21 protein-coding genes and 1 tRNA gene are annotated in these 25,526 nt (G+C 65.1%); 14 read left to right on the top strand and 8 right to left on the bottom strand.

Going from position 1 to position 25,526, the window contains the following annotated elements:
* Positions 1-22: 22 nt before the first annotated feature.
* The 3 genes from LHJ54_RS04680 to LHJ54_RS04670 are packed head-to-tail and all read left to right on the top strand — an operon-like array spanning position 23 to position 2,042.
* Positions 23-457, top strand: coding sequence for a hypothetical protein (locus tag LHJ54_RS04680; RefSeq protein ID WP_228242768.1), 435 nt, complete (start codon positions 23-25; stop codon positions 455-457).
* Complete coding sequence (gene ribD, locus LHJ54_RS04675; RefSeq protein WP_228242767.1) at positions 444-1,412, top strand: bifunctional diaminohydroxyphosphoribosylaminopyrimidine deaminase/5-amino-6-(5-phosphoribosylamino)uracil reductase RibD; 969 nt, start codon at positions 444-446, stop codon at positions 1,410-1,412. Before LHJ54_RS04680 ends, ribD begins: the two co-directional genes overlap by 14 nt.
* Before the next feature lie 12 nt (positions 1,413-1,424).
* A complete protein-coding gene (locus LHJ54_RS04670) occupies positions 1,425-2,042 on the top strand; it encodes a riboflavin synthase (RefSeq protein WP_228242766.1) in 618 nt (205 codons plus the stop codon).
* A 113-nt stretch (positions 2,043-2,155) separates the two neighbouring features.
* Here the strand turns inward: LHJ54_RS04670 and LHJ54_RS04665 are convergent, their stop codons facing one another.
* Entirely contained in the window at positions 2,156-3,334 is a 1,179-nt protein-coding gene (locus LHJ54_RS04665; RefSeq protein WP_228242765.1) for an aromatic amino acid transaminase, read from the bottom strand.
* Between the two features lie 75 nt (positions 3,335-3,409).
* Positions 3,410-4,177 (bottom strand): DUF1134 domain-containing protein, encoded by a 768-nt coding sequence (locus LHJ54_RS04660; RefSeq protein WP_228242764.1) that lies wholly within the window; start codon positions 4,175-4,177, stop codon positions 3,410-3,412.
* A gap of 166 nt (positions 4,178-4,343) precedes the next feature.
* Between LHJ54_RS04660 and LHJ54_RS04655 the strand changes: the two genes are divergently transcribed.
* Together LHJ54_RS04655 and LHJ54_RS04650 are read left to right on the top strand one after the other, a co-directional pair.
* Positions 4,344-4,434: transfer RNA gene (locus LHJ54_RS04655), tRNA-Ser, on the top strand.
* A gap of 194 nt (positions 4,435-4,628) precedes the next feature.
* A complete protein-coding gene (locus tag LHJ54_RS04650; RefSeq protein ID WP_228242763.1) occupies positions 4,629-5,354 on the top strand; it encodes a Crp/Fnr family transcriptional regulator in 726 nt (241 codons plus the stop codon).
* A gap of 151 nt (positions 5,355-5,505) precedes the next feature.
* On the opposite strand, the gene LHJ54_RS04645 is transcribed toward LHJ54_RS04650, so the two are convergent.
* On the bottom strand, positions 5,506-6,339 hold the full coding sequence (locus LHJ54_RS04645; RefSeq protein ID WP_228242762.1) for a hypothetical protein: 834 nt from the start codon (positions 6,337-6,339) through the stop codon (positions 5,506-5,508).
* 310 nt (positions 6,340-6,649) lie between these two features.
* Between LHJ54_RS04645 and glpD the strand changes: the two genes are divergently transcribed.
* The 3 genes from glpD (at position 6,650) to LHJ54_RS04630 (ending at position 10,080) form a co-directional block, all read left to right on the top strand.
* The gene (gene glpD / locus LHJ54_RS04640) at positions 6,650-8,143 is read left to right on the top strand and encodes a glycerol-3-phosphate dehydrogenase (RefSeq protein WP_228242761.1); all 1,494 of its coding nucleotides are present in this window, start codon (positions 6,650-6,652) and stop codon (positions 8,141-8,143) included.
* The gene (locus LHJ54_RS04635; RefSeq protein WP_228242760.1) at positions 8,140-8,724 is read left to right on the top strand and encodes an NADPH-dependent FMN reductase; all 585 of its coding nucleotides are present in this window, start codon (positions 8,140-8,142) and stop codon (positions 8,722-8,724) included. The genes glpD and LHJ54_RS04635 overlap by 4 nt, the downstream gene beginning before the upstream one ends.
* Before the next feature lie 63 nt (positions 8,725-8,787).
* Positions 8,788-10,080 carry a sugar MFS transporter gene (locus LHJ54_RS04630; protein WP_228242759.1) on the top strand — a complete coding sequence of 431 codons (1,293 nt, stop codon included), beginning with the start codon at positions 8,788-8,790 and terminating at the stop codon, positions 10,078-10,080.
* Between the two features lie 4 nt (positions 10,081-10,084).
* Here LHJ54_RS04630 and LHJ54_RS04625 read toward each other — a convergent pair whose 3' ends face one another.
* Positions 10,085-10,675, bottom strand: coding sequence for a TetR/AcrR family transcriptional regulator (locus LHJ54_RS04625; RefSeq protein ID WP_228242758.1), 591 nt, complete (start codon positions 10,673-10,675; stop codon positions 10,085-10,087).
* Between the two features lie 110 nt (positions 10,676-10,785).
* Here LHJ54_RS04625 and LHJ54_RS04620 point away from each other — a divergent pair, with 110 nt between their 5' ends.
* From LHJ54_RS04620 to LHJ54_RS04605, 4 genes are read left to right on the top strand one after another with little or no spacing between them, the layout of a single operon-like run.
* The gene (locus LHJ54_RS04620; protein WP_228242757.1) at positions 10,786-11,922 is read left to right on the top strand and encodes an ABC transporter permease; all 1,137 of its coding nucleotides are present in this window, start codon (positions 10,786-10,788) and stop codon (positions 11,920-11,922) included.
* A complete protein-coding gene (locus LHJ54_RS04615) occupies positions 11,922-12,650 on the top strand; it encodes an ABC transporter ATP-binding protein (RefSeq protein ID WP_228242756.1) in 729 nt (242 codons plus the stop codon). The genes LHJ54_RS04620 and LHJ54_RS04615 overlap by 1 nt, the downstream gene beginning before the upstream one ends.
* Complete coding sequence (locus LHJ54_RS04610) at positions 12,650-13,639, top strand: HlyD family secretion protein (RefSeq protein ID WP_228242755.1); 990 nt, start codon at positions 12,650-12,652, stop codon at positions 13,637-13,639. Before LHJ54_RS04615 ends, LHJ54_RS04610 begins: the two co-directional genes overlap by 1 nt.
* Positions 13,636-15,075, top strand: a complete 1,440-nt coding sequence (locus tag LHJ54_RS04605; RefSeq protein WP_228242754.1) for an efflux transporter outer membrane subunit — start codon at positions 13,636-13,638, stop codon at positions 15,073-15,075. The genes LHJ54_RS04610 and LHJ54_RS04605 overlap by 4 nt, the downstream gene beginning before the upstream one ends.
* A gap of 95 nt (positions 15,076-15,170) precedes the next feature.
* On the opposite strand, the gene LHJ54_RS04600 is transcribed toward LHJ54_RS04605, so the two are convergent.
* Positions 15,171-17,558 carry a TonB-dependent receptor gene (locus LHJ54_RS04600; protein WP_373457051.1) on the bottom strand — a complete coding sequence of 796 codons (2,388 nt, stop codon included), beginning with the start codon at positions 17,556-17,558 and terminating at the stop codon, positions 15,171-15,173.
* A 106-nt stretch (positions 17,559-17,664) separates the two neighbouring features.
* On the opposite strand from LHJ54_RS04600, the gene LHJ54_RS04595 reads away from it, so the two are divergent.
* Both LHJ54_RS04595 and tal read left to right on the top strand, forming a co-directional pair.
* Positions 17,665-18,279 (top strand): TetR/AcrR family transcriptional regulator, encoded by a 615-nt coding sequence (locus LHJ54_RS04595; protein WP_228242753.1) that lies wholly within the window; start codon positions 17,665-17,667, stop codon positions 18,277-18,279.
* A gap of 65 nt (positions 18,280-18,344) precedes the next feature.
* A complete protein-coding gene (tal, locus tag LHJ54_RS04590; protein ID WP_228242752.1) occupies positions 18,345-19,469 on the top strand; it encodes a transaldolase in 1,125 nt (374 codons plus the stop codon).
* A 19-nt stretch (positions 19,470-19,488) separates the two neighbouring features.
* Here the strand turns inward: tal and LHJ54_RS04585 are convergent, their stop codons facing one another.
* The 3 genes from LHJ54_RS04585 to rpoC form a co-directional block, all read right to left on the bottom strand.
* The gene (locus tag LHJ54_RS04585) at positions 19,489-19,764 is read right to left on the bottom strand and encodes an META domain-containing protein (RefSeq protein WP_228242751.1); all 276 of its coding nucleotides are present in this window, start codon (positions 19,762-19,764) and stop codon (positions 19,489-19,491) included.
* 291 nt (positions 19,765-20,055) lie between these two features.
* Entirely contained in the window at positions 20,056-20,835 is a 780-nt protein-coding gene (locus LHJ54_RS04580; protein WP_228242750.1) for a PEPxxWA-CTERM sorting domain-containing protein, read from the bottom strand.
* Positions 20,836-21,092: 257 nt separating this feature from the next.
* Complete coding sequence (rpoC, locus tag LHJ54_RS04575) at positions 21,093-25,466, bottom strand: DNA-directed RNA polymerase subunit beta' (RefSeq protein ID WP_228242749.1); 4,374 nt, start codon at positions 25,464-25,466, stop codon at positions 21,093-21,095.
* Positions 25,467-25,526 lie beyond the last annotated feature (60 nt).

Below are 25,526 nucleotides of genomic sequence, written 5' to 3'. Positions count from 1 at the left end.
GGCCGCCTTATCTTTGCCACGCATGAGAATGATCAGCCGATACGATCCGCGTGGCGGAATTGCCGATTTCTGGGAAGTGTTCCGCCAGCCCAACCCCTATCGCTGGCCCATACTCGCGGCGTCAGCTGTGATTACCGGCTCGTTGATATGGCTGGTCACGCATGAAACGATCTACGCCCCGCCCGAACGACCCACCGTGACCTATATCACCACCTTTGCAGACGGGCGAACCGACGCGGAGATTGCGGCTCGCAACGCGGAACGGCAGCAGGTGCAGGATGCACTCAATCGCCTGCGAGAGGAGCAGGCAGAGACGAGCAGGGAACTGTACCGCCAACTCGGCCGCGCCACTGGCCTTGATGTGGATGCCATGGAGGCACGGATCAGGGCTGAGGAGGAAGCGGCTCGGCGGCAGGCTGCGCAGGAAGGCAATACAACCGCTAATGCTCCACGATAATGATGGCCGCTGGCTGGCGGCGGCGGCACGGCTTGCAGAGCACGGCCGGCCGCTGAGCCTGCCCAACCCGGCGGTGGGGGCCATGCTGGTCAGGAACGGCAAGGTCGTGGGACACGGCTGGACCCAGCCTGGCGGGCGTCCTCATGCCGAAGCGGCGGCGCTGGAGCAGGCGGGCGAAGAAGCCAAGAACGCGACCCTGTATGTGACGCTCGAACCGTGTGCGCACCACTCCGGCCGGGGTCCGAACTGTGCCCAATTGCTCGTCGATGCGGGAGTGCGGCGGGTGGTCTATGCCATGCTGGACCCCGATCCGCGCACTGCGGGGCGCGGCATCATCCGGCTGCAGGCGGCGGGCATTGCTGCCGAACACGTTCCCTGCGCAGCGGCGGAGGCGGGGCTGGCCGGTTACGTCGCGCGCCACAAACGCGGGCGGCCGTTCGTCACGCTCAAGCTCGCGATGTCGCTGGACGGCCAGATCGCGTTGCCGGACGGGCAGAGCCAGTGGATCACAGGCTCGCCCGCCCGCGCCCACGTCCACGCACAGCGCGCGCGGCAGGACGTTATTCTGGTGGGCGGCAAATCCTGGCGCCATGACCGGCCGCGCCTGGACGTGCGCCTGCCGGGTCTGGAGAACCGTTCGCCCCGCCGGATGGTCCTGACCCGCGAGGAAGCGCCCGATGGCAGAGCGGTTTTGCGCGAACCCGAAGCGATCTTCGCCATGGAAGAACAGTACCTCTACATAGAGGGTGGTGCCGAAACCGCCGCGGCGTTCCTGCGCGCCGACCTGGTGGACCGCCTGGACCTTTACCGTGCACCGATCCTTGTCGGTGCGGGGCGCAGCGCCGTGGGCGATCTTGGGATAACCGAACTCGCACGAACGCACGGTCTGTGGCGACAGGTGGAGCGACGCCAGCTTGGCAGCGATCTTTACGAAGCCTACGAACGGACGCGATAGGAGTACTGCCCCATGTTCACCGGCATCGTCACCGCCGTCGGCACAGTTCTGACGGTTGAGGAGCGCGGCGATCTGCGGGTGCGGATCGCGTGCCCGTTTGATCCTGCAGACATCGGCATCGGCGCATCAATCGCATGTTCGGGGGTTTGCCTGACGGTGGTGGAGCGCGGCGGGGAAGCGGGCGATGCCTGGTTCGCGGTCGACGTGTCCGATGAAACCGTGCGTCACACCGCCGACCAGTGGCAGAGCGGGCGGCCCATCAATCTGGAGCCTGCCCTGCGGCTGGGCGACGAACTTGGCGGCCATATCGTCACCGGGCATGTGGATGCGGTGGGACACGTGCTCGCGGCAGACGAGATCGGCGGATCGACCAGGCTTGCCATCGGCGCGCCCGCTGCCCTTGCTCCATTCATCGCGCCCAAGGGTTCCATCACCGTTGACGGCGTCTCGCTGACAGTGAACGAGGTGGTCGATGAGACCGATGGCGCGACTCGCTTCACCCTCAACATCATCCCGCATACCGGTCAGGTGACGACACTCGGCGCACTGCGGCCCGGCGATCGCGTCAACCTCGAAATAGACGTTCTGGCACGATACCTGCGGCGCATGCAGGCAGTGGGCGGCATCTAGCGAGACGTGACAGCTGCGAAGCGGTGCGGTGTTGTGGTGGGCGGCCCCGTGGCGGCCCTGAGTTCCAGCCGCAAGGCAAGGCCCATGAACAAACGCCCGGGGGCGCCGAAAACCTAGGCCGAAACCCTGGCAAGGGCGTCGACGAACTTCGGCAGGTTTGCCTCAGTCAATCCCGCGACGTTGATCCGGCCCGAAGCGGCCATATAGACGCCGTGCTCCTCGCGCAGCCTGACGATCTGTTCGGGCGAAAGTTTCAGCATCGCAAACAGTCCGTTGCCATGCAGCAATTCGGCCAGGCCGACGCCCGGCGCCCTGTCGGCTGCCGAGGCCAGGGCTTCGCGCATGGAGCGGATCCGGTCGCGCATCATGGTCAGTTCCTCCTGCCAGTCGCGGGACAATGCCCCGTCGCCAAGCACCAGGCGAACCGCCGCAGCGCCATGATCGGGCGGCATGGACCAGTTCGCGCGCGCCAGGGCATTGGCGTTGGATGCGGCGACCGGCAGAACGGTTTCATCGGCGGCCAGCATGTACAGCGCGCCCACGCGGTCGCGATAAAGGCCGAAGTTCTTGTCGCAGCTATAGGCCACGGCGGCTTCGGGCACGGCGGCGAGGATCGCGCGCAGGCCGTGTGCATCCTCCTCCATTCCGCGCCCCAGCCCCTGATAAGCGACATCGACGATCGGGAATACCGAACCATCCGCCAGCGCCTGCGCCAGCTCGTTCCATTGCTCGGCACTGTAGTCGATGCCAGTCGGGTTGTGACAGCAGGCATGCAGCAGCACGGCATCGGCCGTACCCGCCGCGATATGGGTCAGAACCGCGGCCGCATCGGCGGTTCCTTCAGAGGCAACATGATCGAAGAGTACAGCCTCGAGGCCAAGATCCTCGATGATCTGCGCATGGTTCGGCCAGCTCGGCGTCCCGAGCAGCACCCGGCGACCTCCCGCCGCCTTCACCAGCGCCAGCGCCAGCCGCACTGCGCCCGTCCCGCCAGGCGTCTGCATGCCGGTCAGACGCCCGTGCATCCTTGCCTCGCCGGGGCCAAAGATGTGCGGCATCAGCGCTTTGACAAATTCCGTGTCGCCTTCCGGGCCGAGGTACGCCTTGCTCTCCTGCTCTGCCAGCAACCGCTTCTCCGCCGCCTTGACAGCGCGAAAGACGGGGGTGCCGCCATCGGCCGTGCGATAGACTCCAACTCCCAGGTCGATAGTGTCTGCCCGCTTGTCGGCAGCATGCAGCTTGATCAGCTGGAGGAGCGCATCGGGCGATTGCGGCTGGAGGCGGTCGAACATGGCCGCTCCATGCCGGGCGCGCGGCGGTGCCGCAAGCCCCATGGCGTCGGCACCCCTGCTCGCCCGCAGCTCAGTTCAGAACGGGAGCCAGGTCTGTTTCTCGGAAAACTTCATGTAACCCGCGTTCACCCCCAGGCGGAGACCGGCGCCCACCCTGATGGGGATCAGCACCACGCTGCCCTTGCGCAGGTACGAGGCGTTCATGCCGCCAACTGCATACAGCTGGCCTTCGGCGGCCGGATACCGCTCGTAAAGTTGCTGCGTGTCATACAGGTTGTAGACGAGGATAAAGGTGTTCCCCGCGTTGGCCCCGGCATCGAACCCGATGGACGGCCCCGTCCAGTACACCGGCATCTGTCCTTCGACCTTGTGGAACAGTGTGCCCGAACCATAGCGCGCGCCGACCACGAAGGCCGCGCCAGCCTCCCGGCCGACGATGTAACCATTGGGTTCGCCCTGCTTGCGCAGCACGTCCTCGATCAGGCGGGCCAGCCCCTCGGCGCCCTTGCCGAACAACCCTTCGGCCGCGCCGATGAGGTCGTCCTGCTTGTAGGTATCGCCTTGTGCGGCCGCGACCTGCGGCTGCGCCGCAGCCTGGCTGGCGGCGACGGATGCCTCCTCGGCGGTGACCACCCGCGGCGCGTCGTAGGGCGCGGGTTGATCGACCGGAAAGCTTTGCGCGGGCGGCGCGTAGGCATCCTGGGTCCGGTCGAGATCCGCATCGATGGCGGTGCTGGGGTCGATCCGCTGCACGGTCTGCGCGGCAAGCGGCTGGACCAGGAGTCCGGCGGCAGCGGCCACGGCGACGCCGAGCCGGCGAACGAGCGACAGGTGAAATTTCATGGCGGTCCCCTCCACTGCGGTACTCTAGCGGCTGACAGGTGGGTGGTCAGCAATGAAGCGCACGTTAACGCTTTGGGCTTGCGGAATGAAGCAAAAACATCCGGGTTGCTGGCAGGCGTTCGCACGGTTATAGCGCGATCCTCGCACCGGCCCCTGCCCGGTTTGCGGAGACGTGGGTGAGTGGCTGAAACCAGTTCCCTGCTAAGGAACCGTACTCTATCAGGGTACCGAGGGTTCGAATCCCTCCGTCTCCGCCAGCTATCTCGTGGTCTGGTACCTCGTGACTTAATATCTCAAGATCTCGCTGAACTTCACAGGGGGCAGTTTCGTCTGGCACGGTGCCGCGCGGCAGGCCGGCCTCCTGTGCGGTTGTGGCTTCTGGGAAGCTGATCGCGCTAGCGTCACCCTCGGGCGAATTGGACAAAACGAATGCAGCGCCTAAACAGGATGCATGGACGCACCCGCTCCCATCGCCGCGGCCAATCCCTGCTCTGCCTGCGCGATCCGTAACCGCGCCATCTGCGCCGACCTGGACGAGAACGAGATCGCCATTCTGAACACGCTGGGCCGGCAGCGTTTGCTGCAGCCGGGCGAGCAGCTCCTGTGGGAGGGGGAAGAGGCCGTTCTGGTGGCCAACGTGATCGCCGGTGTCCTCAAGCTGTTCACCCAGACCAGCGACGGCAAGGAACAGATCCTCGGACTGGCCTATCCCTCGGACTTCATCGGACGCCCCTTCGGCGAAACGACCCCCTATGGGGTAGAAGCATTGAGCGAGGCGCATGTCTGCGTCTTCAGACGCAGCGATTTTGATCGGTTCGCCCGCGAGCACCCCCGGCTTGAACACAAGTTGCTGGAACGCACGCTGGCCGAACTGGACCGCACGCGCCGCTGGATGCTGATGCTCGGCCGGATGAACGCGGAACAGCGAGTGGCGAACTTCCTGCTGGAAACCGCCGACCGGCTGGCACGCGATGGATGCGGCACCGCGGTGGGGGTACAGAGCGCGGCTTTCACCCTGCCCCTGTCGCGCCAGCAGGTCGCCGACGTGCTGGGGCTAACGATTGAAACTGTCAGCCGGCAGCTCACGCGGTTGAAGGCAGGCGGCATCATCGCCCTGCCCGCACGGCGGGAGGTCATCATTTCTGACCGGGCGAGGCTGGAAAATCTGATCGCCTAGACCGCGCGGCCAGCCCGATGATCGAGGGCGCCGGGGCGCGGTCCGCAGTGATCCGGACGAGGTCAGCGTCGCTGTTTAGCCCGGCGACTGCACCCCGCACCCGGCGTGCAGGAACAGATTGGCGCCACGGCCGGATCTGCTCTGGTCCGGTTCACGACATTGCGTGCGCCAACCGCCCGGGGAGGTAGGTTCGGTTCGTCTTTCCGCGGCGCAGACGAAGGCCGACGAACCAGAAGCCGAAGATCATCATCAGCCACGTCGCCGACTCCGGCACGGCCGCAAGGGTGGCGATCCCCGTTTGACCCAGATGCAGTTCACCCGGTCCTGACGTTGTGACGGTCAGGGTGGAAGAAAAGACATCGGTGCCTCGAACCCTGGGAAAGTTCTTCAGGTCGAATTCGCGTATTCTTTGCTGCGGACTGCTGTTGATGCTGCCGCTGCTGGTGACACTGGAGGAGCCGCCAAGAAACGTGGCGGTCAGTGTCGCGCTCCAAGTGAACACATCGTCAGACCCGGCATTCCCCTGGAACGACGCAAAGCCGTCGAGCAGCGTGGAGATGGCAAATCCATCGGTGACGGTGAATGGTCCGCTCGTAACGGTGAACGGACCCTTCGCTCCGCCTTGTGCCGGACTCTGGATGACAAGCGAATGGGTGTGTTGCGCAATGACATCAATGCCCGCACCTCCGCCCGCACTGTAAGCCATGCCGGCCGGACAGGCGAAACTGAAGCCGGATACGGAGCCCGATCCGGGGATCACGACCGTGCGTGAGGGCGGAGTGCAGTCGGGCGCGCTCATGACCACCGTGGTCGCCGCAGCAGGGCTTCCAAGCCCTCCGACCGCAAGGCAGGCGGCGACCAGCGGTGTTCGCCACCGCGCTTTGTCGATCAGCTTCAAGGATCGAGCGGCGACGGCGCTGCGTAGAGCGCTCCGCCGGGACAGTTTTGCGTGGGATTGAGCGAGACTGGCAAGAGATCCGAACATGGCGGCGTCCTCCTGTTAACCATAGTCTCACCAATACAGGTGCTGCGCAAGCTTTGCGTGTTTCGCGCCGCACCAGAAAACTTTAACATCTCAAGTACAAAAACGTGATGCTGCTTTCTTCATGCTGTTGATCCCAAAAAAAATACTCGTTGCCGGCTTCCTACCAAGATAGGCAATGGCTGCGTAACTTCTGCTGCTCCCACCTCTACCATTCGACGGTCGCTCGCACGTGCTCATCGGCTACCACCGGCAAGCTGCCGAGTCGGCTGCCGCACTGTTCTGCCTAGACCCGTTCTGCTAGCTGCAGGTCATGGCCGCCCGCGACACCCCCTATGACATTGCCGTCGTAGGCGGCGGCATCAACGGGTGCGGCATCGCGCGCGACGCGGCGGGGCGGGGTGCGCGGGTGCTGCTGCTGGAACAAGGGGATCTGGCGACCGGCACGTCGTCTGCCTCGTCCAAGCTGATCCATGGGGGACTGCGCTATCTCGAACACCGGGAGTTCGGTCTGGTGCGTGAAGCGCTGTTGGAGCGCGAGAAGCTGCGCGCCATTGCGCCGCATGTGATCTGGCCCCTCCATTTCGTTCTGCCGCATGTGCCGGGCCTCCGTTCCTACTGGTTGCTGCGCGCCGGGCTGTTCCTTTACGATCATCTGGGGGCAGGCACGCGGTCGCCCAGGACCCGCACTATTCGGCTCCAGAAACATCCGGCAGGCACCGTGCTGCGCCCGGAATACACCCGCGCCCTCGTGTTTTCCGACTGCTGGGGAGATGACGCGCGGCTGGTGGTGCTCAATGCGCGGGATGCGGCCAACCGGGGCGCCGATATCCGCACGCGCTGCCGCGTGACCGCTTTCATGCGGGAGGAAGGCGGCTGGCGCATTACGGCAGGCGGCGCGGAATACCGCGCCAGGGCGCTGGTGAACGCGGCGGGTCCGGGCGCGGTGAACCTGCTGGCGGCGGGCAGCATCGCCAGCAGCCACCGGATGCGGCTGGTCCGCGGCTCGCACATCGTCACGCGCAAGCTGTTCGACCACCCGTATCCGTATTTCCTGCAACTGCCCGATCGGCGCATCTTTTTCGCGATTCCCTATGAGGAGGATTTCACGCTGATCGGCACCACGGACGCCGAACACACCGGCCCGCTGGACCAGGTGCAAGCCAGCGAGGAGGAGATCGCCTACCTGTGCGCGGCCGCCAACCGCTTCTTTCGCCAGCCGATCGGGCGCGCCGACGTCCTGTGGAGCTTCGCCGGCGTTCGGCCACTCGTGCATGACGGGTCCGGGCGCCCGGAGGACGCAACCCGCGGCTATCGCCTGCAGCTGTCACCGCAAAGCGAAGGCGCGCCGCTCCTGACTGTCTTTGGCGGCAAGCTGACGGTGTACCGCCATCTGGCCCAGGAAGCGGTGGACTTGCTGGGAAGATGTATCTCGCTCGCCGGGCAGAGCGGATGGACCGGCGCCGCGGCATTGCCCGGCGGCGACTTCCCCGCCGATGATATCGACCACCTGGAGGAGCAACTGCGGGAACGCTACTCCTTTCTTGACGCGCGCACGATCCGGCGTATCGCCCGGGCTTATGGCACCTTCTGCTTCACGATCTTCGGCGAGCGCACCTCAAGGGCCGAGTGCGGCCGCCAGTTCGGACACGGCCTGCACCAGTGCGAGGTCGATTACCTGATGGCCCGGGAATGGGCGCGGACCGCCGATGACGTCCTGTGGCGCCGCACCAAGCTGGGCCTGCGCTTTTCGCCAGCTGAGACAGCGGCGCTGACCGCGTATATGATCCGGGAGCCGGCCGCATGACCATGCGCATCGTCGCGATCGGCGGCACGGTATTCCCCGGCAGTACAACCGAACTGGCGCTGCGGCAGGCCGCGCAGCCCGCCGTTGCGGCAGGAGCCGAGCTGACCGTGTTCGGAGGCGCATACCTGGCCGATCTGCCGCACTATCGGGGGATTGGCCACGATGTGCAATCGGGCGCGGCGCTGGTCGATGCGGTGCGGGCGGCCGATGGCATCATCATCGCCGCGCCGGGCTATCACGGGACCATCTCCGGGCTGGTCAAGAACGCGCTCGACTACCTGGAAGGGTTGGCCGGAGACGTGCGCCCTTATCTGCATGGCCGCCCGGTGGGCCTGATCGCCACCGCCTATGGCGACCAGGCGGCGATGGGCACGCTGCTCACCATGCGTTCCATAGTGCACGCCCTGCGCGGCTGGCCGACGCCAATGGGCGTGACCATCCGCACCCATCCCGAATTGTTCAGCCCCGAAGGCGAATGCCGCGACGACCGGGTGCGCGCCCAATTGCTGCTGGTTGGAGAGCAGGTCATAAGCGCCGCCACCCAGTTCTCCGGTGTGGAAAGCGACCGGGCTGACACTTGAGCACAGGGCGCAAAACGCTTCTACTGTGCTGCTGACGTGATTTGATCGGGAGGGGGAACTGAAATGGCGCTGGCACCTGAGATCGCCACAAGCACCGATCCAACCCCCGTTGAGGCCGAAGGAGCGCCGGTCAACGCACCGGGGCTGCAGTATTTCGTTTTCGGCCTGTTCTTCATCTTCGGAGGGATCACCTCGCTGAACGATGTGATCATTCCCAAGCTGAAAGAGCTGTTCACGCTCAATTACACGCAAGCCATGCTGGTGCAGTTCTGCTTCTTCGCCGCCTATGCCATCATCGGCATTCCGGGCGCGCAGCTGGTGAAACGGATCGGTTACATGCGCGGCGCGGTGGCCGGCCTGCTCGTGATGATGACCGGATGCCTCCTGTTCATTCCGGCCAGCCAATCGGCGCAATACCCGCTGTTCCTGTTTGCGCTGTTCGTGCTGGCGAGCGGGGTGGTGGTCGTACAGGTCGTGGCCAACCCGCTCATCAGCCTGCTCGGCCCGGCACGCACAACGCACAGCCGGCTGACCTTTGCGCAGGCGTTCAATTCGCTTGGCACGACGATCTTTCCCTACTTCGGAGCCATCCTCATCCTTGGCAGCCTCGCGACGGTCAGCGCGGCCGAGCTGTCGGGGCCGGCGCTGGTCGCGTACCAGCGGGCGGAAAGCCAGGCGATCGTCAATGGCTATCTGGGCCTTGCCGTTGCGCTGGCGATCGTCGCTGCGGTGGTCTGGGCGTTCCGTAACCGGCTGCAGGGGGAGAGGCACGAGGCGGCGAGCTTCACCGCCGGGTTCCAGCTGCTCCGCCGCCCGCGCTTCGGACTGGGCGCGCTGTGCATCTTCCTTTACGTGGGCGCCGAGGTCGCGATCGGCTCCATCATTGTGAATTACCTGATGCAGGCCGACGTTCTCGCCCTGCCGGAGCAGGAGGCGGGCAAGCTCATTCCCTTGTACTGGGGCGGCGCGCTGGTCGGGCGTTTCATCGGTTCCGCGCTGCTGCGGATGGTCAGCCCGGGGCTGTTGCTGGCGACGGTCGCGGCAGGGGCGATAACGCTGGTGACGATCTCGGCCAACAGCACGGGAACAGTGGCGGGATACAGCCTGCTGGCGGTCGGTCTCATGAACGCGATCATGTTCCCGACCATCTTCTCGCTTGCGTGCGAACGTCTGGGGTCGCGCGCTGCCGACGGTTCGGGGATCATCAATGTCGCGATCTGCGGCGGCGCCATCGTGCCACTGCTGTTCGGCATGCTGGCCGATGCGAGCGGCAGCCTGGCGTTCGCCCTCATCCTGCCTGCCGTGTGCTACGCGGTGATCGCGGGCTTCGGCATCTACGCGCGGCGTCCCGCCTGATCCGTCATCCAGCGCCATAGGCGCGGCAAAACACCTCGACAGCCCCCAGAATCCTGTCCCGGTTGCGCGCCGGGTCATTGGCCTTGCCAAAGCGGCGTTCGACATCCCCCAGCCCCTTGCACATGGAGGCGAATTGCTCGGCCGCGAGGGTGGTGTCGGCAATGTCCACCTCACCCGCCTCCGCCAGTGAATCGAGGAAGCCGCTGAAGGCCCGGATCATCGCATAGGGGCCAGCCTGCAGGAACGCCGCGCCGATTTCCGGCTCGACCTCTGTTTCGGCGGCTATGCGGCGGTCGAACTGCACCATCTCCGGGCGGGACAGAAACGCCACCATCGCTTCTCCGATGGCGATGAGCTTTTCCCTCAGCGTTCCTGCCGGAAGGCGATCGAGCGTGAAAACGTCACCCATCCGCTCGCACTCGCCTTCGACTGCGGCGGTGAACAGCCCGCGCTTATCCCCGAAATGGCTGTAAACGGTGACTTTGGAAACGCCTGCGTCGGCAGCGATCTGCTCGATGGTCGCACCGGCGAATCCGTGAGCGAAGAAGGCGTGCGTGGCGGCGTCCAGAATAGCCTGCCGTTTTGCAAGATCCATTGGCCTGCCGCCGCGCCTGTTTCCCTCTCTTGACAAAATGAACGGTCCCGTTCAGTTGAACACCCGCGTTCATTAATGCGCGTGTGGTGCGGGAAAGGCAAGGTTGCCGCGTGATCTGGATCGCCATTCGAATGCTGACGGGCGACGCACAGAAGTTCTACGGTCTGGTGTTTGGTATCGCCTTTTCCACGCTGCTCATCACCCAGCAGCTGACCATCTTTGTAAATCTCATCGAACGGGGATCGTCCGGCGTTTACAACGTGCCAAGTGCCGACATCTGGGTGATGGACCCGGTCAGCCGCACTACCGACGTCGCCTATGCCATGCCCGTGACCGCACTGGACCGGGTGCGCAGCGTCCCCGGCGTGGAATGGGCCGTGCCGCATCTGCGCGCCGGCGCATCGGTGCGCACGGGCGACGGCGATCTCGAAGGGGTGACGGTGATCGGGGTTGACGATGCGACCCTGATCGGTTTGCCCAAGGGGATGACCGTCGGCACGGTGGAGGTCCTGTCCCAACCCGACAGCGTCATCATCGACGATGTCGGCGCGACGCGCATGTTCCCGGCCGGTGAAAGCCCGATCGGCCAGCGGCTGGAACTGAACGACCAGCGTGCCGTCATCCGCGGCGTCGCCGACGCGATCCCCAGCTTCACCAGTCAGGTCACGCTTTACACCAAATACAGCCAGGCGCTCAATTACGTGCCGGGCACACGCAACCGGCTGTCTTTTGTCCTGGTCGGCGCCGCGCCCGGCATCACCGCGGCGCAACTGGCCAGCCGGATCGAACAGCAGACGGGGCTAAGGGCACGCCCCCGGGACGACTTCGCACGCGATGGCATCAACTTCATCATTGAAAACACCGGCATTCCGCTCAACTTCGGGATCACGGTTGCCCTGGGGTTCATCGTGGGGGTGGCGATTGTCGGGCTGACGTTCAGCCTGTTCATCCGCGACAACCTGAAGCAGTTCGGCGCGCTGAAGGCGATCGGCGTCACCAACGGCAAGATTCGCCGCATGGTCGCCGCGCAGGCGGGGCTGGTCGGATTGATCGGCTATGGCCTTGGGGTGGTGGGCACCGTGCTGTTCATCTGGGGCTTTTCCGGGGAGCCGACGTTCAAGGGCTTCTACATCCCCTGGCAGGTGCCGCTCATCAGCTTGCTGGCGGTCAGCCTGATCTTGACGCTGACCGGCTGGCTGGCGCTGCGCAACGTGCTCAGGACCGAACCGGCCGAGGTGTTCCGGTAATGGCCGCGCAGCCCTTGCCCGCCACTCCCGACGCGGCGATCCGAACGCGCGGCGTTACCAAGGCCTTCACTGCCGGGGGCCAGACCGTCGAAGTGCTGCACGGCATAGACCTAGATGTTCGCGCGGGCGAACTGACATACCTGGTTGGCGAAAGCGGGTCGGGCAAAACGACCCTGATCTCCATCATGTGCGGGATCCTGTGGCCCACCAGCGGCGAGGTGGAAGTGTTCGGCACCGACATATACCGCCTGTCCGACAGCGGCCTTGTGGAGTTCCGGCTGCGCAACATCGGCTTCATCTTCCAGCAGTACAACCTCATCCCCTCGATCGACGTCGCCAGCAACGCGGCGGTTCCGCTTATCGCACAGGGCATGGCGCGGAACGAGGCGCGGGAACGTGCCATGGCGGTGCTGGACAAGCTCAACATCCTGAACCAGGCCGACAAGCTTCCCGGCCAGCTGTCCGGAGGGCAGCAGCAGCGCGTCGCCATCGCCCGCGCGCTGGTGCACCAGCCGCGCCTGGTGGTCTGCGACGAGCCGACCGCCGCGCTCGACGCGGCCTCGGGGCGCCGGGTCATGGACCTTCTGCGCGAAGTTGCGGTGGCGCAGGATCGCGCCTGCATCATCGTCACGCACGACAACCGCATCTTCGATCTCGCCGACCGCATCCTGGTCATGGAAGACGGCAACATCACCCATGACGGAACCGACATGCCGGAGCACCACTGATGGCCCTTGCCCTTCGCAATTTCAGTTTCGCGCGGCAGGTGCTGCCGGTGCTGGCACTCGCCGGCCTGGTCATCGCCGCCTTGTTCATTTGGAGCGGGCAACCGGATCGCGCCCTCAGCCAACCGGCGCGCGAACCGGCTCGCGCGCCCGCCGAACTGGCCAATACCGCGCGTGTTGCCGGCAGCGGCATCGTGGAGCCGTCAAGCGAGCTGGTTCAGATCGGGTCGGCCCTGCCAGGCCTCGTCAAGGCCTTGCGGGTGCAGCCAGGTGATTTCGTGACGCGCGGGCAACCGCTGTTCACCGTTGACGACCGCGCGGCGCAAGCCCAGCTGCGCGAGGCTGAGGCCGGCATCACAGAAGCTCGCGCGGCGATCGCAGAGGCAAGCACCGCCAGAGCCATCGCAGCGCAGCAGCTCGCCCTGTACAGGTCGGTGGACGACCCCGCCGCCGTCAGCCGGGCGGAGGTGATTGCTGCGGAAGGCGAGGTCGCGGCAGCGGCCCAGCGCCTGCAGTTGGCCGAAGCGCGGCTGGCGCAGGCGCAGGCGCGGGCGAACAGCAGCCGCACCGAGATTGGCCGCCTTACCGTCCGCGCGCCCATTGCGGGCGAAATCCTCGGCGTGAACATCCGGCCCGGCGAATACGTCGCGACCCAAGGTGGCGGCAACGCCGCGCCGCTGATCGAAATGGGCGAAACCCGCCCGCTGCACGTGCGGATCGATATCGACGAAGAGCAGGCCGGCCGGGTAGCCTTGGGCCAGGCCGCCACCGTTTCGCCCCGCGGCGCGGCGAGGCGGCAGGTGCAGGCCGCCTTCGTCAGGGCAGAACCGCTCGTCGTGGCCAAGCGCTCGCTCACCAACAGTGCGCAGGAACGGGTTGATGTACGGGTGCTGCAGGTGATTTATGCCCTGCCGGCCGAGGCACGCGACCTGTTCCGCGTCGGGCAGCAGGTGGACGCCTTCATTCCGGCTCGTCAGGGCGGGGACCAATGAAAACGCAGCTCGGCCCCGCCATCGCCGCCCTGGCGTTGAGCGGATGCGTCGCCGGTCCGCCGCCAGAGGTCGCCACGCCGGCACCGGTTCTGCCCGCCAGTTTCCTGTACGCGCCCAGCGAAGCGGAGCAGGCAGCCCTTGCCAGTCTTCTGCCAGAAGACGATCCGGCGTTCGCGCAGTTGGCGCAGGCCGCGGTGGAGCAATCTCCAACCTTGGCCGGGGCGCTTGCCCGGATCGATCAGGCGCGTGCCAGCGCGCGGCAAGTGACGGCAGAGCGCCTGCCCGCCGTGGACGCGGGGGCAAACGTCACGGGTCAACGGATCAACCCCGCCCAGTTCGGCGGCGCGTTGCCGCCGGGCGTGGCCGTCGACACGGAACAGGCGAGTTACGGCGTCAGCGTAACGGCACGCTGGGACGCGGACCTGTTCGGCCGTCTGCGGGCGCAGGAACGCGCGGCGCGGCTGCGGATCGACGCGGCCGAAGCCGGCGTGGCGGCAGTGCGCCTCGCCTTGATAGGGGAAATCGCGGGTAATGTAATCGACTGGCGCACAGTGTCAGACCGCGCGGCACAGCTGCAAAGCGATCTTGACGCTGCGACCGAGCTCGCTCGCCTCGCGGCTGTTCGCGAACGCGCCGGCATCGCGCCCGGCTTCGACAGGGTGCGGGCCGAAGCACAGGCGGCCGCGTCACGCAGCCGGCTTGCGGCGCTCGAAAGTGAGCGCGTGCGCATCGTCGGGCAGCTTGTCACCCTGACTGCCCAGGACGCTGGCGCCGTTCGGGCGGCGTTGGCGAGCCAGCCGATCGACCGCGGCCTCCCCGCCCCGCCGGCGAGCGCGCCGTCCCTGCTGCTGACCAACCGTCCCGACATTCTTGAAGCCGCCGCGCAACTCGCCGCCAGCGATGCGGAACTGGCCGCAACGGCGCGGCAACGGTTTCCAAATCTCGGCCTGTCCGCCACCATCGGACTGCTGGCGTTCGGCATCGGCGATCTGTTCAGCGAAAGCTCGCTGATCGGCACGCTGGCCGCGTCGATTGCGGGACCGCTGATCGACTTTGGGCGCATTCAAGCGGAGATCGACGGTGCGGCAGCGGCCAAGCAAATCGCCTTTCAGCGATATCGCAGCGCGGTTTACCAGGCGCTGGGCGAGGCGGAGGCCGGCTATGGCCTGGTTCTAGCAGCCGATCAGGAGGCCGCCGCGGCGGCGGCCCAGCGCGACGGCGCGCAGCGGGCGGCGCGACTGGCGGATGCCCGCTACCGGGCCGGGCTGGCCGACTTCCTCACGGTGCTGGAAGCGCGCCGCACAGCTGATGCCAGCGGCGAGCAGGCGGCTGCGGCGGCCGGGCGGGCACGCCGCGCAAGGGTTGTGCTGTGGCAGGCACTAGGCGGGGTGCCAGTGTCTATTCAAGCGACGCCGGTGGTCGCGCCCGGCCTTTGAGGAGGGTCGCCGTCAGCGGCTGACCCTCCCCTTGCGCAAGTGAACGGCGTTGCCGCTGCCAGGCTTCGCCCCCTGGCGGCGGTAACGCGCATGGTTCAGTAACGCAGCGTCGCGGTCACGAACACCTGACGCGGGTTACCGTAGAACGCGGTCAGCGTTCCTTCGCGGCCCAGCGATGGCGTCGGCAGGCCGTTGGTCAGCGGGATCGCTCCCGTCACCGGATCAGCGACGACGAAGGTGTAGCCGCTCGTCTTGTATTCCTTGTCCAGCAGGTTGCGGCCGTGCAGGCCCAGCGACCACCGCCGGTCCGGCGCTGTGTAGACGAGGTTGGCGTCCCACAGGGCGAAGCCCGGCTGGTCGAGGTAGGGATTGGGCACTTCAAACTGGAACGTCTTGCTGCGATAGGAGACGGTGGTGGTGAAGTTGAGATCGCCCGCACCCACCGGCGTCGAATAGCCCAGCGTCGCGCTGCCGGTGAATTCCGGCGTGTTCTGCACTTCCCGGAACTCGGCCACATCGACCGGGCCACGACCGGCGATGTTGGTGATGAACTCGTCGTACTGCGCGTCGATGTACCCCGCCGCGACAGCCAGGGTCAGGCGGTCTCCGGCCGTGGCGAGATCCTGTCCCAGCCGGGCAGTGCCTTCGAATTCCAGCCCCTTGAAGGTTGCCGCACCCGCATTGGCGGTGACGCCGCAGAAGGTGGCGATGCCGTTGACCACACAGGCGACAGAACCGGGGATCTGCACATCCGTGTAGTCGGCGTAGAAGCCCGCCAGCGCGACATACACCGCCCCGTCCAGCAGGCTGCCCTTGTAGCCCACTTCGTAGCTGTCGACGCTTTCCGGCTCGAACGAGAGGAAGTCGGTGATCTCAGCCGCTGTCGGACGGCCAGGGATCGCCGCGGGCGCGTTCACGCCCACGCCCCGCGGGTCGAAACCGCCGCCTTTGAACCCTTGTGAATAGCTGGCGTAGAAGTTGTGGTCGGGCGTCGGCTGGAAGCTGATCGAAGCGCGCGGGGTGAACTTGTTGAAATCGCGGCTGCCGGTGAAATCGGTGGCTGGCGCCCCTAACGGCACACCTGCGCCGCCGAAGACCGGCGAGCCGCCACCCAGATAGTTCTGCCGCAGGATGTCTGCAGTGCGCTTGTCCCAGGTGTACCGGCCGCCCAGCGAAACGCTCAGCTGATCGGTGATGTCAAAGGTCACGTCACCGAATACGGCATAGGTTTCCGTGTCGACGTTCGCCTGCGTAAAGGCGGTGAAGCCGGCCAGAGTGGTGAACAGGCGCACATCGAACGACGTGTCCGCCTTGGCGTCGAGGTAGTAGAAACCGAGGAGCGCGCTGAGCGGCCCGTTGTCGTAGAGCAGCTGCAGTTCCTGGCTGAGCTGCTCGTTGCGGTAGATCCCCGGAACGTCGACATCGACCGCCGGAAGCGCGTCGAAATCGATGGGGGTAAAGGTGTCGTCCTTCCGCCATGCGCTGATCGACCGGAAGGTGAGCGAGTCGCTGAGGTCGATCCCGATGTTCATGGCGACGCCGTAGGCCTCGACTTCCTGCTCCGGGTCGACTAGGCCGCCGCGCGTGTCGAATACGTTGCCCAGCACCGGTGCGCCAGACAGCCGCCCCGGGATCAGGCGCGTGCCGCCGCGCGGGCTGCTTTCGTCCTTGGTGTAGTCGCCGGTGATGCGGATGGAGACAGGCTCGCCATATCCGCCCATTTCGAGTGACAGGCGCGCCCCGAACACATCCTTGTCGTAATTGTCCCGGCCGGTAGTCAGGTTCTGGCCAAAGCCGTCGCGGGTCAGCCGCGCCACCGCCCCGCCTACCCGGATCAGGTCGCCCAGCGGCGCCGACACGCTGAGCACGCCGTCGAGCTGGTTGTAGGTGCCGTAGGTCGCACGGGCATTCAGCGCAAAGTCCTGCGGCAGCGCACGCGTGACATATTTCACCGCGCCGCCAATGGTGTTGCGTCCATACAGCGTGCCCTGCGGTCCGCGCAGCACTTCGATCCGCTCGACATCATAGATGTCCAGCACGGCGGCCTGCGGACGGTTGAGGTACACGTCGTCGAGATAGATGCCGACGCCCTGTTCGAACCCGGAAACCGGATCCTGCTGTCCTACGCCGCGGATGAAGGCGGTCAGCGTGGAATTGGTGCCGCGCGATGCTTCCAGCGTGGTGTTGGGTGTGGTCTGCGCAATATCCGTCAGGTCGATCGCACCGGCCTGCAGCAACGCCTCGCCGCTGTAGGCGGTGACGGCGATGGGGACGTCGATCAGGCTTTCCTCTCGCCGACGGGCGGTAACAATGATGGTATTGCCGTCGGACTGCACCTCGTCCGAAATCGCATCCGCCCCTGCGGGATTGGTCGCGGTGCCCGGCTGATTGGGTACGACCTGCGCGGCTGCGGGCATCGTCCACAGTGCGCCGCCGGCCAGCAGTGCGGCGATGGCGGTGCGTTTGATCTGCGCCTGGAACATTACGGCTTTCCTCCCCTGATCTTGTCTCTTCGAAGTTCATACTGAAACCTGAACCACCTTTCAACTTTTTCTTGGAGCAGGGAGGCTTTTGCATTACGCCGGACGGATGGAGGTGAGCGGGCGACCGACGGCGAATGGAAAGACACCGCGGACCAAGCGCGGCGAGAAAACCCGCGCCCGCCTGATCGACGCCGCCGCCGCCGAATTCGGGGAACATGGTTTCCACGAGGCCTCGATCAGCGGCATCACGACGCGCGCCGGCACCGCGCTTGGCACTTTCTACACCTATTTCGACTCGAAAGAGGAAGTGTTCCGCTCGCTGGTCCAGGAGATGAGCGACAAGGTAAAGGCACGCGCGGCCGCCGCGCTCAGGCCCGACATGGATGCATTCACTGTGGAGGAAACGGCACTCCACAGCTTTCTGACCTTCGCCCGCGAGCACAAGGTCATCTACCGGATCATCGACGAGGCGGAATTCGTCGACCCGGCAAGCTACCGCGAACATTACGAACGCACGGCCGCGCGCATCCTCGAGCGGCTGCGAACCGGGGCAAGCGCCGGCGCCGTGAGAACCGATGTGGACGAGGTGGATGCCTGGGCGCTGATGGGGATGAACGTGTTTCTCGGCCTGCGCTACGCCATCTGGGGCACCGACCGCTCGCTGGGTGAAGTGGCGCAGGCAGCGAACAGACTGCTGCGCGAGGGTCTTGGCCGGAGGTGATGCCGCTTGCGGCGGGTACACACGGGCTATCGCCTCTCCCGCAAGATTGTGGCAAGGGCCGCGGCATGACCGACCCAGCTGCTGCCAACCCTCTGCAACAACTCAACGCCCTTGGCCAGGGAGTATGGCTCGACTTCGTCGACCGGCGCTATCTTACCGAGGGCGGCCTGAAAACACTCGTGGCGCAGGACGGTGTCACCGGCGTCACGTCGAACCCGGCGATCTTCGAAAAGGCGATGGGCCGTTCGGATAACTACGATGGTGATATGCGCGCGTTGCTGGCCGCACGCGATGTCAGTCCGCTAGAGCTTTACGAAACGCTGGCTGTGGAGGACATCCAGCGGGCAGCCGATGAACTGCGCGAGGTGTATGACCGGCTGGAGGGGCGCGACGGTTACGTCAGCCTGGAGGTGTCGCCATACCTTGCCGACGACACGCAAGGGACCATTGCCGAAGCGCGGCGGCTGTGGGCCGCGGTTGACCGGCCCAACCTGATGATAAAAGTGCCCGGCACCCCGGCCGGGGCACCCGCCATCCGCCAGCTGATCACCGAAGGGATCAACGTCAACGTGACCCTGCTGTTCAGTGTCGCGGCCTATGAAACAGTAGCCGACGCCTATGTTGCCGGGCTGGAGGCGCGCGCCGCTGAGGGCAAGCCGGTCGATCAGGTGGCGAGCGTCGCTTCGTTCTTCCTCAGCCGTATCGACAGCGTGATGGATGCGCGGATCGACGCTTTGCCCGGAACGCAAGCAGCCGATCTCAAAGGCAAGATAGCCATCGCCAATGCGAAGCGCGCCTATGCCCGTTATCAGCGGCTGATCGCCTCCGATCGCTGGCAGGCGCTCGCCAGGCGGGGAGCCATGCCCCAGCGGTTGCTATGGGCGTCCACCGGGACCAAGAACCCCGACTACAGCGATGTCCTGTATGTCGAGGAGCTAGCGGGGCCGGACACCGTCAACACCATGCCGCCGGCCACCCTGGAAGCGTTTCGCGATCACGGGGTGATCCGGCCCGCACTAACCGAAGGAATCGATGCCGCAGAGGCGGTGCTTGATCGTGCCGACGCGCTCGGACTGGACCTGGAGGGCGCCACCGAAGAGCTGGCGCGCGACGGAGTGGCGCAGTTCGTCAGCGCGTTCGACGATCTGCTTGGCGCGGTCGGGAGGAAGCGGACGGCACTGCTCGCGTAACGCCGGGTGTCGGTGCGCTCTATTGCGAAAAGATGAGCAGCGAACCGGCGTTGCCCGAGAGCAGTATTCCGTTTTCCGGCGTCCGCTCTGCCCGCGTGGCGCCCTCGATCGCGGCAAGCACCGCCGCTTCCGCCGGGTAGCGGCCGCGGTCACACAGCGGCCGGGCAATCGGCGCGGTGCGCAGCGTGCCATTGGCGTAGTTGTAGCGCCACCGGGGCTGGAGACACTGGGATGTCAACGCCATTGTGTCACTGTCGATCGAGAGCGTTATCGCCCATGGCAGATCGATGGGCATGCTCCCTGTTCCGGCGACTCGCCACTCACCTTCAAGAGTGACCGGCGCGGGCGCGCGAACTTCCGGCTCGGCAGCGGGCGTTACCGCAGTTGCGTTTTGCGGCGAGGCGGCGGGTGCAGTTTCTTCGGACGGCACGGCACACCCGGCGGCAAAAGCCAGCAGCAAGGGTAAAGCCAAGCTCGCGCGCATGAGGGCTATATGGGGGCAACCGGCCGCAACGCCAGCATCCAAGTTCCGGGAAAGCAGCGCCGCCCGCCTACCCGGAGGAGGAGCGGCAGGCGGCGCATGCGATCAGGTGTAACGGACTCTCAGACCCGTTACCCTGGACTTCCTGCTCCTGAGGCTGAGACCGATGCCGAAGAAGCCGAGCAGCATCATTGCCCACGTCGCGGGTTCGGGCACCGCGCCCGTCGGCGGCAGCGAACCACGGTCCAGAGCGGCGTAACGGATGGTCCCGCCAGCCACCAGGAATTCGCCCACACCATCTCCCCAGAAGCTCACCGTGGAGAAGGTATCGCTGTCGTCGAAGGCAGCAACGAACACTCCGGCCCCGCGATTGGTGAGGAACTGGTCACCAAACGTGGTGGACGAACCCAGTTGAATGGGCGCATTGCTGCCGAACTGGATCCACAGATTGGATGGCTGGCAGCACGTCGCCCAGTCGCCGACCTCAAAGCCGAGGGAGTTGATGGGATTGGTGAAGTTGAACGTGATCCCGCTGTTGCGGTAAAGCAGCGGATTGCCACGCGGATTGGTGTTCGGTCCGCTCGGGCTGATATCAACGACGCCGCCGGTGGTGGTGCGGCTCGGACTTGCGCCAAAAAGCGAATAGGCGGAACTGACGCCCACGATGCCGCCTGACGGTCGCGTGATGGTAAAGTCCGCGTTCCCGGCGGTGCCGCCCGGCACCAGCGTAAAGTTGGTTTGCGTCCCACCGGCAGCGGTCACGGTATTGGCGAAGTTCGCGAAGCCGTCGTCAAAGTCGTCAAAAAGGACAACAATGGCAGCATTCGCCGTGGTTGCACAAAGCAAGCCGGCTGCGGCGGTAGCTATTATTAGCCCTGTTCTCATGAGAAATCACCTTTTTGCATAAATGCAGAGATGCGGATCGTTGCCCGCAGGTGCGACTCGTCATGGGAAATTATAGCCCGTGAAGCTTAGTTAAGCAATGTTAACTAAATTATTGTAATGTTTTCCTTTCGCTTTCTAATAACCTTCAATCAATGACTTAATTCTTTTTTCAAAGCTTTCAATCGCTTGCGTCAGCGCAAAAAGAAACCCCGCCAGATCGCTCCGACGGGGTCGCTTTTCATGCCGAGAAGAATGCCTCAGTCGGCAGCATTCTCCGAACCGTCGCTCGCCTCTTGCTGCGCTTCGTCGGCTTGCGCCCCATCGGCGGTGATCAGGTAGTCGCCCGCATCCTCGTCGGTGCCGTGCGTCTCCCCTTCCATACGGGCGAGCGGATCGTCGCCGATCGCGGCTTCGGGTCCCTGCGCCAGTTCGGCGGCCCGCTCCTCGGCTGCGGAATTGGCGGCGATGATCGCTTCCTGCGTCTTCTTCCACGAGGCGCGGAGCGCGGCATCGCGGCTTGACGCGGTTACCCGCATCCGGTTCATGCCCGCGCCCGTTCCGGCCGGGATCAGCCGACCGACGATGACGTTTTCCTTCAGGCCCGTCAGCGTATCCTTCTTTCCTTCCACCGCGGCCTGCGTCAGCACGCGGGTGGTTTCCTGGAAGGACGCCGCCGAGATGAAGGAGCGGGTCTGCAGCGACGCCTTGGTGATGCCCAGCAGCACTGGCACGCCCCTAGCCGGCTCCTTGCCCTTGGCAAGCCGTTCGTTGGTGCGGTTCATCTCCTCGAGGTCGACCTGCTCGCCGGGCAGCAGCACGGTATCGCCGCCGTCGGTGATCTCGACCTTTTGCAGCATCTGGCGGACGATCACCTCGATGTGCTTGTCGTTGATCTTCACGCCCTGCAAACGATAGACTTCCTGAATCTCGTCGACCAGGTATTCGGCCAGCGCCTCAACCCCCATGACTTCCAGAATGTCGTGCGGATCGGGTGAGCCGGAAATCAGCGTGTCGCCCTTCTTGACGAAGTCGCCTTCCTGCACGTCGATCACCTTGGTCTTGGGGATCAGGTATTCCACCGGATCGCCCTCTTCCGGGATGATCGCGATCTTGCGCTTGGCCTTGTATTCGCGAACGAACTCCACCTTGCCGGACACCTTGGCGATCACCGCCGCGTCCTTGGGTACGCGCGCCTCGAACAGTTCGGCAACGCGTGGCAGACCCCCGGTGATGTCGCGGGTCTTGGCGGCTTCACGGCTGGCACGAGCAAGGATGTCGCCCGCTTCGACCTGCTGCCCGTCGTCCACCGACAGAGTGGTGCCGGGAGCCAGCAGATAGCGGGCGGCTTCCGTTTCGTCGCCCTTGCCTTCGCCAAGCAAGGTCAGGCGCGGCCGCAGATCGTCCTTCTTGGCCCGGCTGCCGCGGTTTTCGGTCACCACGCGCTGCGCTATGCCTGTTGCCTCGTCCACCCGCTCTTCCAGCGTCTTGCCGTCGACGAGGTCCTGATAGCGCACGATGCCCGACTGCTCGGTGATGATCGGCAGGGTGAACGGATCCCATTCGGCGAGGCGATCGCCCTGCTTCACCTTGCCGCCATCCTTGTGGAGCAGCACCGTACCATAAGGCACCTTGTGGATTTCCCGCTCGCGCCCTTCGGCGTCGATCACCGCGATTTCCCCGTTCCGCGCGAGGCTGAGGATGCGGCCGCGCTTGTCCACGATGGTCGGCATGTCGCGATACACGACCTTGCCGTCCGAGATGGATTCAAGATGCGAGGTTTCGTTGAGCTGCGCCGCACCGCCGATGTGGAAGGTCCGCATGGTCAGCTGGGTTCCCGGCTCACCAATCGACTGTGCGGCGATCACACCCACCGCCTCGCCGATGTTGACCGGCGTACCGCGTGCCAGATCGCGGCCGTAGCATGTGCCGCAGACGCCCTGCTTCGCTTCGCAAACGAGAGGCGAGCGGATCTTCGCCACCTGGACCTCGGCCGCTTCGATGGCGGTGATCATCGGCTCGTCCAGCAGGGTGCCCGCCTTGACGATCACCTCGTCGGTGGCGGCATTGACGATGTCTTCCGCGACCGTCCGGCCCAGGATGCGTTCGCCAAGCGAGGCAATGGTTGACCCGCCCTGGATGATGGCCCGCATCTCCAGCGCGTTTTCGGTCCCGCAATCCTCCTCCACGATGACGCAGTCCTGCGACACGTCCACCAGACGCCGGGTGAGATAACCCGAGTTCGCCGTCTTCAGCGCCGTGTCGGCCAGTCCCTTGCGAGCGCCGTGGGTCGAATTGAAGTATTCAAGAACCGACAGCCCCTCCTTGAAGTTGGAGATGATCGGCGTTTCGATGATCTCGCCCGATGGCTTGGCCATCAGGCCGCGCATGCCGGCAAGCTGCTTCATCTGCGCCGGGCTGCCGCGGGCGCCCGAATGGCTCATCATGAAGATGGAATTGATCTCCGCCTCGCGCCCCTCGTCGTCGATCGGGCGGGCCTTGATCTCGTCCATCATGGCGTCGGCCACCTGATCGCCGCAACGGCTCCAGGCGTCGATCACCTTGTTGTACTTTTCCTGCTGGGTGATGAGGCCGTCCTGATACTGCTGCTCGTAGTCGCCGACCAGCGCCTTGGTTTCCTCGACCATGCGGTCCTTGGACGCCGGGATGATCATGTCGTCCTTGCCGAACGAGATACCCGCCTTGAACGCATGCCGGAAACCCAGGCCCATGATGGCATCGGCGAACAGCACGGTGTCTTTCTGCCCGGTGTGGCGATACACCTGGTCGATGACGTCGCCGATCTCCTTCTTCGTCAGGAGGCGGTTGACGATGTCGAAGGGCACTTTGTGGCTCTTGGGCAGGCATTCGCCCAGCAGCATGCGGCCCGGCGTCGTGGTGAACCGCTTCATCACCACCTTGCCGTTCTCGTCGGCCTGCGGGACGCGGGCGACGATGCGGCTGTGCAGCGACACGGATTTCACCTCCAGCGCCTGATGCACTTCGGCCATGTCGGAGAAGATCGGCAGCTTTTCCGTCTTGTCGCCGTCGCTTTCCACGAATTCAGGGGTTCTCTCCTGCCGCTCCATGGAAAGGTAGTAGAGGCCCAGGACCATGTCCTGCGAAGGCACGATGATGGGCTTGCCGTTGGCGGGGCTGAGGATGTTGTTGGTGGACATCATCAGCACGCGCGCTTCCAGCTGCGCTTCGAGGCTCAGCGGGACGTGCACGGCCATCTGGTCGCCGTCGAAGTCGGCGTTGAACGCAGCGCAGACCAGCGGGTGAAGCTGGATCGCCTTGCCCTCGATCAGCACGGGTTCAAACGCCTGGATGCCGAGGCGGTGCAGCGTGGGCGCGCGGTTCAGCAGCACGGGATGCTCGCGGATCACCTCGTCGAGAATGTCCCAGACCTCGCGCTTTTCCTTCTCGACCCACTTCTTTGCCTGCTTCAGGGTCATGGACAGACCCTTGGCGTCGAGGCGGGCGTAGATGAACGGCTTGAACAGTTCGAGCGCCATCTTCTTGGGCAGGCCGCACTGGTGCAGCTTGAGTTCGGGCCCGGTCACGATCACTGAACGGCCGGAATAGTCCACCCGCTTGCCCAGCAGGTTCTGGCGGAACCGGCCCTGCTTGCCCTTCAGCATGTCGGACAGCGATTTCAGCGGCCGCTTGTTGGCACCGGTGATCACGCGGCCACGCCGGCCGTTGTCGAACAGCGCGTCAACCGATTCCTGCAGCATCCGCTTTTCGTTGCGCACGATGATGTCGGGCGCGCGCAGTTCAATGAGGCGCTTCAGGCGGTTGTTACGGTTGATGACCCGGCGGTACAGGTCATTGAGGTCCGAGGTCGCGAACCGGCCGCCGTCCAGCGGCACCAGCGGGCGCAGTTCCGGCGGAATTACCGGCACCACATCCAGGATCATCCATTCGGGGCGGTTGCCCGAATCGATGAAGCTTTCCACGACCTTCAGCCGCTTGATGATCTTGGCCGGCTTCAGCTTGGACTTGGTTGTTTCCAGTTCTTCCAGCAGAGCGGTCCGCTCGGCCTCGAGATCGAGGTCCATCAGCATGGTCTTGACCGCCTCGGCGCCGATGGCAGCGGAGAACGCGTCTTCGCCGTATTCGTCCTGGGCGTCGAGCAGTTCGTCTTCGGTCAGGGTCTGGAATTTCTCCAGCGGAGTGAGACCCGGCTCGGTGACGATGTACGCTTCGAAATAGAGCACACGCTCAAGCTGCTTGAGCTGCATGTCGAGCAGCAGGCCGATGCGGCTGGGCAGCGACTTCAGGAACCAGATGTGCGCGACCGGCGCGGCCAGTTCGATGTGACCCATCCGTTCGCGGCGGACCTTCGTCACGGTCACCTCGACGCCGCACTTCTCGCAAACCACGCCCTTGTACTTCATGCGCTTGTACTTGCCGCACAGGCACTCGTAATCCTTCACCGGGCCGAAGATGCGCGCGCAGAACAGCCCGTCGCGTTCCGGCTTGAAGGTGCGGTAGTTGATCGTCTCGGGCTTCTTGATCTCGCCGAAAGACCAGGACCGGATCCGCTCGGGCGAAGCGATGCCGATCTGGATCTCGTCGAAAGTTTCCGCCTTGGCGATCTGGTTGGTGAATTTGGTCAGTTCGTTCATAAACTTTGTCCTCTGTCCCCCTCCCGCTGACGGGAGGGGTTAGGGGTGGGTTTGTTGCAG

It is taken from the genome of Porphyrobacter sp. GA68 (assembly GCF_022605525.1).
In the GTDB taxonomy this organism is placed as follows: Bacteria; Pseudomonadota; Alphaproteobacteria; order Sphingomonadales; family Sphingomonadaceae; genus Qipengyuania_B.
This window is presented reverse-complemented; position numbering and strand designations above follow the sequence as displayed.

Bases quoted from the DNA above. Each gene is read 5' to 3' on its own strand.
- LHJ54_RS04680 (WP_228242768.1), top strand. From the start codon at position 23: ATGAGAATGATCAGCCGATACGATCCGCGTGGCGGAATTGCCGATTTC.
- ribD (WP_228242767.1), top strand. From the start codon at position 444: ATGCTCCACGATAATGATGGCCGCTGGCTGGCGGCGGCGGCACGGCTT.
- LHJ54_RS04670 (WP_228242766.1), top strand. From the start codon at position 1,425: ATGTTCACCGGCATCGTCACCGCCGTCGGCACAGTTCTGACGGTTGAG.
- LHJ54_RS04665 (WP_228242765.1), bottom strand. From the start codon at position 3,334: ATGTTCGACCGCCTCCAGCCGCAATCGCCCGATGCGCTCCTCCAGCTG.
- LHJ54_RS04660 (WP_228242764.1), bottom strand. From the start codon at position 4,177: ATGAAATTTCACCTGTCGCTCGTTCGCCGGCTCGGCGTCGCCGTGGCC.
- LHJ54_RS04650 (WP_228242763.1), top strand. From the start codon at position 4,629: ATGGACGCACCCGCTCCCATCGCCGCGGCCAATCCCTGCTCTGCCTGC.
- LHJ54_RS04645 (WP_228242762.1), bottom strand. From the start codon at position 6,339: ATGTTCGGATCTCTTGCCAGTCTCGCTCAATCCCACGCAAAACTGTCC.
- glpD (WP_228242761.1), top strand. From the start codon at position 6,650: ATGGCCGCCCGCGACACCCCCTATGACATTGCCGTCGTAGGCGGCGGC.
- LHJ54_RS04635 (WP_228242760.1), top strand. From the start codon at position 8,140: ATGACCATGCGCATCGTCGCGATCGGCGGCACGGTATTCCCCGGCAGT.
- LHJ54_RS04630 (WP_228242759.1), top strand. From the start codon at position 8,788: ATGGCGCTGGCACCTGAGATCGCCACAAGCACCGATCCAACCCCCGTT.
- LHJ54_RS04625 (WP_228242758.1), bottom strand. From the start codon at position 10,675: ATGGATCTTGCAAAACGGCAGGCTATTCTGGACGCCGCCACGCACGCC.
- LHJ54_RS04615 (WP_228242756.1), top strand. From the start codon at position 11,922: ATGGCCGCGCAGCCCTTGCCCGCCACTCCCGACGCGGCGATCCGAACG.
- LHJ54_RS04610 (WP_228242755.1), top strand. From the start codon at position 12,650: ATGGCCCTTGCCCTTCGCAATTTCAGTTTCGCGCGGCAGGTGCTGCCG.
- LHJ54_RS04605 (WP_228242754.1), top strand. From the start codon at position 13,636: ATGAAAACGCAGCTCGGCCCCGCCATCGCCGCCCTGGCGTTGAGCGGA.
- LHJ54_RS04600 (WP_373457051.1), bottom strand. From the start codon at position 17,558: ATGTTCCAGGCGCAGATCAAACGCACCGCCATCGCCGCACTGCTGGCC.
- LHJ54_RS04595 (WP_228242753.1), top strand. From the start codon at position 17,665: ATGGAGGTGAGCGGGCGACCGACGGCGAATGGAAAGACACCGCGGACC.
- tal (WP_228242752.1), top strand. From the start codon at position 18,345: ATGACCGACCCAGCTGCTGCCAACCCTCTGCAACAACTCAACGCCCTT.
- LHJ54_RS04585 (WP_228242751.1), bottom strand. From the start codon at position 19,764: ATGCCCATCGATCTGCCATGGGCGATAACGCTCTCGATCGACAGTGAC.
- LHJ54_RS04580 (WP_228242750.1), bottom strand. From the start codon at position 20,835: ATGAGAACAGGGCTAATAATAGCTACCGCCGCAGCCGGCTTGCTTTGT.
- rpoC (WP_228242749.1), bottom strand. From the start codon at position 25,466: ATGAACGAACTGACCAAATTCACCAACCAGATCGCCAAGGCGGAAACT.